This window comes from Candidatus Krumholzibacteriia bacterium (assembly GCA_035649275.1).
Taxonomy (GTDB): domain Bacteria; phylum Krumholzibacteriota; class Krumholzibacteriia.
On sequence record DASRJW010000125.1, the window covers coordinates 1 to 6,423 of the forward strand.

6 protein-coding genes are annotated in these 6,423 nt (G+C 68.7%); all 6 read left to right on the forward strand.

Annotated elements, in window-relative coordinates:
• Window positions 1–1,709, forward strand: a 1,709-nt coding sequence (aspS, locus tag VFE28_13555) for an aspartate--tRNA ligase (GenBank protein HZM17022.1), incomplete at its 5' end; no start/stop codon positions are given.
• Window positions 1,706–2,701: a PhoH family protein gene (locus VFE28_13560; protein ID HZM17023.1), complete on the forward strand. Its 996-nt coding sequence runs from the start codon at window positions 1,706–1,708 to the stop codon at window positions 2,699–2,701. The genes aspS and VFE28_13560, both read left to right, overlap by 4 nt.
• Window positions 2,692–3,198: an rRNA maturation RNase YbeY gene (ybeY, locus tag VFE28_13565; protein HZM17024.1), complete on the forward strand. Its 507-nt coding sequence runs from the start codon at window positions 2,692–2,694 to the stop codon at window positions 3,196–3,198. Before VFE28_13560 ends, ybeY begins: the two co-directional genes overlap by 10 nt.
• Window positions 3,195–4,466, forward strand: coding sequence for a hemolysin family protein (locus tag VFE28_13570; GenBank protein HZM17025.1), 1,272 nt, complete (start codon window positions 3,195–3,197; stop codon window positions 4,464–4,466). The genes ybeY and VFE28_13570 overlap by 4 nt, the downstream gene beginning before the upstream one ends.
• A gap of 111 nt (window positions 4,467–4,577) precedes the next feature.
• Window positions 4,578–5,372, forward strand: a complete 795-nt coding sequence (recO, locus tag VFE28_13575; protein HZM17026.1) for a DNA repair protein RecO — start codon at window positions 4,578–4,580, stop codon at window positions 5,370–5,372.
• 281 nt (window positions 5,373–5,653) lie between these two features.
• On the forward strand, window positions 5,654–6,423 hold a 770-nt coding region (locus VFE28_13580), incomplete at its 3' end, for a hypothetical protein (GenBank protein ID HZM17027.1).

Here is a 6,423-nt window from a genome sequence, read left to right on the forward strand (position 1 = left end):
GCGACCGCTACGGTATGACCCAGGTGGTGGTGGAAACGCCGACCCGGGAGCTGGCAGAGAAGGTGGCGCAGCTGCGCAGCGAGTTCGTCGTCGCGGTGCGCGGTGTGGTGCGGGCCCGGCCGCCGGAGATGGTCAACCGCAACCTGGCGAGCGGCGAGATCGAGGTGGTGGCGCGCGAGCTCGCCATCCTCGCCCGCGCCCGCACGCCGCCCTTCGCCATCGACAGCGACATCGAACCCAGCGAGGAGCTCAAGTTCCGCTACCGCTACCTGGAGCTGCGGCGGCCCGCGCTGCAACGCAGCCTCCTGCTCCGGCACCGCGCCGTGCTGGCGGCGCGCCAGGCGCTCGATGCCTTGGGCTTCGTCGAGATCGAAACGCCGTTGCTCATCCGCACCACGCCGGAAGGGGCGCGGGACTATGTCGTTCCCAGCCGCCTGCATCCCGGAAAGTTCTATGCTTTGCCGCAGAGTCCGCAGATCTACAAGCAGGTGCTCATGGTGGCGGGCTTCGATCGCTACTTCCAGATCGCCCGCTGTTTGCGCGACGAGGATCTGCGCGCCGACCGTCAGCCCGAGTTCACCCAGATCGATCTGGAGATGAGCTTCCCCACCGAGGAGGACGTCTTCGCCGTCAGCGAGACCACCGTCTCCGCCATGTGCGCCGCCGCCGGGTTGCCGGCGCCGGCGAGGCCGTTCCCGCGCCTCACCTACGACGAGGCGATGCAGCGCTACGGCAGCGACAAACCGGACGCGCGCTTCGGCCTGGAGCTGCAGGACGCGAGCGCGCTCCTCCGGCAGAGCGAGTTCACCGCTTTCCGCACCGCCATCGAGCAGGGCGGGCGCGTCCTCCTCCTCGTGGCTCCCGGCGGGGCGCGGCTTTCGCGCAAGCACCTCGACGCTCTGACCCAGGTCGCGGTGCAGATGGGGGCCGCAGGGCTCGCCTGGTGTCGTGTCGAAGCCGATGGCGCCGCCGGCGGCGGCATCGCCAAATTCCTCGGCCCTGCCCAGGTGGAGTCGCTGCGGGAACGAGCCGGAGCGCGGGCGGGAGATCTGCTGCTCTTCGTGGCCGGGGCGGCAGCCCTGGCCCAGCGCGCCCTCGGAGCGGTGCGGGTGCAGCTCGCCGAGCTGCTGGAAGTGGAGCGCGCTCCGGGGCTGCACTTCCTCTGGGTGCACCGCTTTCCGCTCTTCGAGCCCGCCGACACGCCCACCGGCTGGGCCCCGTCGCACCACATGTTCACCCACCCCGAACCGGAGTGCCTGGGGCAGCTCGAGACCGACCCGGGGGTGGTCTACGGTCAGCTCTATGATCTGGTCTGCAACGGGGTCGAACTCGGTTCCGGCAGCATCCGCATCCACGAACCGGAGCTGCAGCGCCGGGTGATGCGCTGCATCGGTCTCAGCGAGGAGGAGCTGGAGCGCAAGTTCGGTTTCCTCATGCAGGCCTTCGAGTATGGCGCCCCGCCGCATGGGGGCATCGCCCTCGGCCTCGACCGCTTGGTCATGCTCCTCGTCGGGGGAACGAGCTTGCGCGACGTCATCGCTTTCCCCAAGACGCAGCGCGCCACCTCCCCCATGGACGGCAGTCCGTCGGAAATCGGCCCGGAGCAGCTGCGCGAGCTGTCGCTGCAGATCCAGGCGCCCGCCCCGGGGGGCGAGACCGCCCGCCGTGCCGGCAGCGCCGCGTCGCTAGAGGAGGAATCGAACTCTTGAGCCGCGAACCCGCCGCGGAAAGCAAAGACGTCCTGTCGCTCGCCGGGATCGAACCGGTGGATCTGCTCGGCCGCAACGATCGCAACCTGCGGGTGATCGAGAACGCCCTCGCGGGCCGCGTCGTGGTGCGCGGCGATCAGGTCATCCTGAGCGGGGAGAAACAGCAGGTCCAGGAGCTCAAACGCCTCTTCGTCAGCCTCATCGAGCTGGTGCGGCAGAAGAAAGCTCTCTCCGAGGAAGATGTGCGCTACGCCATCGAAACCCGCGACCACGCCGAGTCGCCCGCCGCCCTGGCGGGCGAGCCCGTCCTGGTCAACAGCTACCGCGAAGCGGTGGCGCCCAAGACCTTCGGGCAACGGGACTACGTGCGGGCCCTTCGGGACCTGGACATCGTCTTCGCCATCGGCCCGGCAGGAACGGGGAAGACCTACCTGGCCATCGCCGCGGCGGTGGCGGCGCTGCGCCGGCGCGAGGTGGACCGCATCGTCCTCACCCGGCCGGCGGTGGAAGCCGGCGAGAACCTGGGCTTCTTGCCGGGAGATCTGCGGGAGAAAGTCGATCCCTACCTCCGGCCGCTGTACGACGCCCTGCAGGAGTTCATGGGGGACGAAGCGTTGAAGCGCGCCCTGGAAAGTCACGTCGTCGAGGTGGCGCCGCTCGCTTACATGCGCGGCCGCACCTTGCGCCACGCCTTCGTCATCCTCGACGAAGCGCAGAACGCCACGCTGCCACAGGTGAAAATGTTCCTCACCCGGCTCGGGCCGCGCAGCCGCGCCGTCGTCACCGGCGACATCACCCAGATCGATCTGCCCCAACCGGAGCGCTCCGGTCTGGTGTGTGTGCAGGACATCCTGAAGGGGATCGTCGGCATCGCCTTCGTCTATCTCACCGATGCGGACGTGGTGCGGCACCCGCTGGTGCGTCGCATCATCCTCGCCTTCGCCGGCAACTCTCGGAAGGGAGGGGAGTCGGAGGCGACGCCGTGCAGTTGAACCTCGTCCGCGTGCCGGGCATCCGTACGCCGCCCCAGGCGGAAGCCGTGCTGGTGGCGCTCGCCCGCCGCCTCTCCCCAGCGGGACTGCGGGTGCAGCTCGTCCTGGCCGGCGACGCGGGGCTGCGGCGGCTCAACCGGGAGTATCGCGGCCGCGACCGCACGACGGACGTGCTCTCCTTCCTCTACGCCGCTCCGGGCGAGGGAGCACCCGGGCGGCGCCGGCGCTCCCTGGCGCCGGAAGCGGAGCTCTACATTTCCATGCCGCGAGCGCGAGCGCAGGCGCGAGAGCGCCGCCACCCGCTGCGCTGCGAGCTCGTCCTCCTGGCCTTGCACGGGATGTTGCACCTGCAGGGCCATGACCATCACCGCCCCGGAGACGCCCGGCGCATGCGGGCGGCCGAGGTGCCACAGCTGCGCTGGCTGGCGCGCCGCACCGGCTGGAGGCGGCTCGAACCGCTGGTACCGAACTCCGGCCGGGACGAGGAGACACCATGACCGTCGGGCTCGGAATTCCGCTCTTCCTCCTCGGCGTCGCCCTTTCCACTTTCTATGGTGCCGCCCTCGCCGGCCTCGTCGCCCTCGGGCGGCTGGTGGAAGAGCGCCAGCATCCCACCGAACCGGAGGCACTCACCGCCTTCATCTTGCGCGACGCCACCAGCGCCATCGCCGCCTGGTTGCTCGGGGCTTTCGCCTGCGGCCTGGTCTCGGTGCTGGCGCTGGACGCGGTGGTGGCGGCGGGGTTCGGCGGGCTGCCGCCGCTCAAGGCGCGGGTCGCCGTGCTCGCCACCGACACCGTGGCCCTCGTGGCCGGACTGCTCTTGTGGAAGCGCTGCGCCGAGGCGGCGCCGCGCGGTTACTGCCGCGCCGCCGCGGCCTTGGTGGTGCCGCTCTATCTGGTGCTCTATCCGTTGCGGCGGCCCCTCGGAGCGGCGTTGGCGCGGCTCTACCCACCGGCGGCCCGGCACGCTGCGCTCTTCCTCGCCACGGAGTGGAAAGGCGTGCAGGCCGAGGGCGACGGGCCGCGGGTCCTCGATGCGGACGAGCGCGAGATGATCCAGCGCGTCTTCTTGCTCGGTGAAACCGTGGTGCGAGAGATCATGGTGCCGCGCATCGACATGGTGGCGGTGGAGGAGTCCACGCCCATGCCGCAGGTCCTGGCGCTGCTCAAGGAAAAACGCCACTCGCGCCTGCCGGTGTACCGGGGCCACATCGACAACATCGTCGGCTTCCTGCACCTCAAGGATCTCGTCGCCAGCCTGGACCGCGCGCACGAGCTGCACTTGCAGGAGATCTTGCGGCCCATCCATTTCGTGCCGGAGACGAAGCGCGTGGCCGAGCTGCTCTCGGAGATGCGGGAGAAGCGCTGGCACCTGGCCATCGTCGTGGACGAGTACGGTGGGACCGCGGGACTCGTGACCCTGGAAGACGTCATCGAAGAGGTGGTCGGCGAGATCCAAGACGAATCGGACAAGGAGCAACCCTTGCTGACGCTGCTCGAGGACGGGTCGTATCGCGTCGACGCCAAGGTGGATTTGGACGAATTGAACGAAGAGCTGCAGGTGCACCTGCCCGCGGACGAATACGACACCTTGGGGGGCTATCTCTATGCACTGGCGGGCAAGATCCCGGCCCCTGGAGATCGCTTCACCGACTCCGGGCTCGAGTTCGTGATCCGCGGCGTTCGCGGCCGTCGCATCACGCAGGTCCTGGTGCGGGCCGAGAAGCTGTCCACGCCGGCCACGGTGGAGCGGGCCAGGGAGTGACGCTGCTCCGCCGCCGTCTCGCTCCGGGTGGCAGTCTCCCTGGTGCTCCTCGTGCTTGCCGCCGCGAGACGGTGCTCTGCCGCGGTTTCTCCTCCCACCCAGGAGCTGGACATGCTGGCGGCTGATCGTGGCCTGGTCCTTCGGGTCTTTCCGCTGCGGGAAACGAGCGCCATCGTCAGCGTCCTCGGACGCAGCCATGGGCGCCTCCGCCTGGTGGGTCGGGGAGTGCGCGCTCCGAAGAGCCGTGCCGGGGCCAGTCTCGAGTCGGGGAACGAGGTCGACTTCGTCTTCACCCTCCGACCCGGGCGAGACCTGGGGAACCTGCGCGAGGTGACCCTCGTCCGGCCTTGGATCGGGGCACTCGGCCGGCTGGAGCCGATGGCGGTGGCCTGGGCTGCCCTCGAGATCCTGGAGCGCGTGTTGCCCGAAGGAGCCCCGGAAGAGGGCATCCTGGACGAGGTCCTGGCTTTCTTGGCCGCCTTACAGGGGAGCTCCGATCGCGCCGCGGCGGTGCTCCGCTTCTACGGCTTCGAGCTCGCTCTCCTCGACCGGCTGGGCCACGCTCCCGAGCTCGGGGCTTGCCGTCTCTGCGCCGGCCCGCCCTCCACGGGCGGCGAGCTCGATGCGGCGGAGGGAATCTGGGTTTGCTCCCGGTGCCAGCCGCACAGCCCCCGACGGTTGCCCCTGCCACCAGCGGCGCACGAGCTGCTCTTGCGACTGGAAGCGGACCCCGAGGTTGCCGGGTTGACCTCCACCACCGTCGAGGCCAGGCGGCAAGTCGGGCGTATCCTTCACCATTTGCTGGCGCTGCACCTTGAGAGGTACCGCTATCCACGCGCTCTCGGACTGCTCAAAAAAGTGGACGCCAGCGTGGACACTTCTCCACCAGAAGCCGAAGTCGAATGATCGCGGTGAGATGCGCAGCCTGACACTGTCTTGACAGTGGACACCAGGGGCTGATAGCATCCCTCCCGTCAAATCCAGCACGAGTGCCCGGGGCTCGCGCCCACCGACCTCTGCGGAGCACGGGCGGCTTGGTTCATCCAAGCGTTCTGGACCTTCGACCCGGAAAGGGGGTGGGGAAGGGAATCGAGCCGTGATTCCCTGAAGGTCTGGCCTCGTTCCGGGGCCCCGTTCTCACCATTTCGAATCGAGTTCCTCGTTTCTCATGTCTTAGGGGGGAGAAGATGAAGAGATACTGGCGTATCTCCTTCGCCTGCTTCTGCGGCTTGCTCCTCGTGGCGGGTGCCGCTCTCGCGCGGCCGGCCGGCCAAGTGCAGCAAGTGTCCGAGCCGGACGTCGAAGTCGATCTCATCGGCGACGTCGACGGCACGAATCCCGCGCCGCAGAAAGCGTTGCAGGACACGGTGTGGATCGCCGATTGGACGTTCGACACCGGCGCACCCTGCAGCGAGGCAGGCTGGACACACGTGGACAACCACATCCTGAACGATGGTGTCCAGTACTGGCACCTCGAGACAGGGTTCACGACCGCCACGGGGATGACGGGCAACTCGTTCGCCGTGGGCTACCACGGGAACGTGTGCTGCACCGACTCGGACGGGTACGACAACGATTGGTACCAGGGCATCCGGATCACCTACACCGACGTGGGTGGCGCCGGGACCCCGACGCTGTCGCTGGACTACATCGTCGACAGCGAAGCCGGTTTCGACTTCCTGCAGATCGAGACCGACTCGTTGTGCTTGTCGTACGCTCGTGTGAACTTCAATACCGCGCCGAGCCAGTCTCCGGCCTTTTACCGCACCCTCGAGGATCAGGCCGACGGCCTGAACACGAACGGTGAGTTCGCGAGCTTGGCCCTGTCGGAGTACGGCCCGGGCTCGCACTGCGTCTACATCGCCTTCTTCGCCGACGGCGGCTTCTCGCCCTGCGATGGCGACCAGCCGACGACGGTGGGCGAAGGCGCAGTCGTCGACAACATCGTCCTCGTCGA

Excerpts from the sequence above, each read along its gene's own strand:
- VFE28_13570 (HZM17025.1), top strand. The coding sequence starts at position 3,195 with ATGACCGTCGGGCTCGGAATTCCGCTCTTCCTCCTCGGCGTCGCCCTT.
- recO (HZM17026.1), top strand. The coding sequence starts at position 4,578 with ATGCTGGCGGCTGATCGTGGCCTGGTCCTTCGGGTCTTTCCGCTGCGG.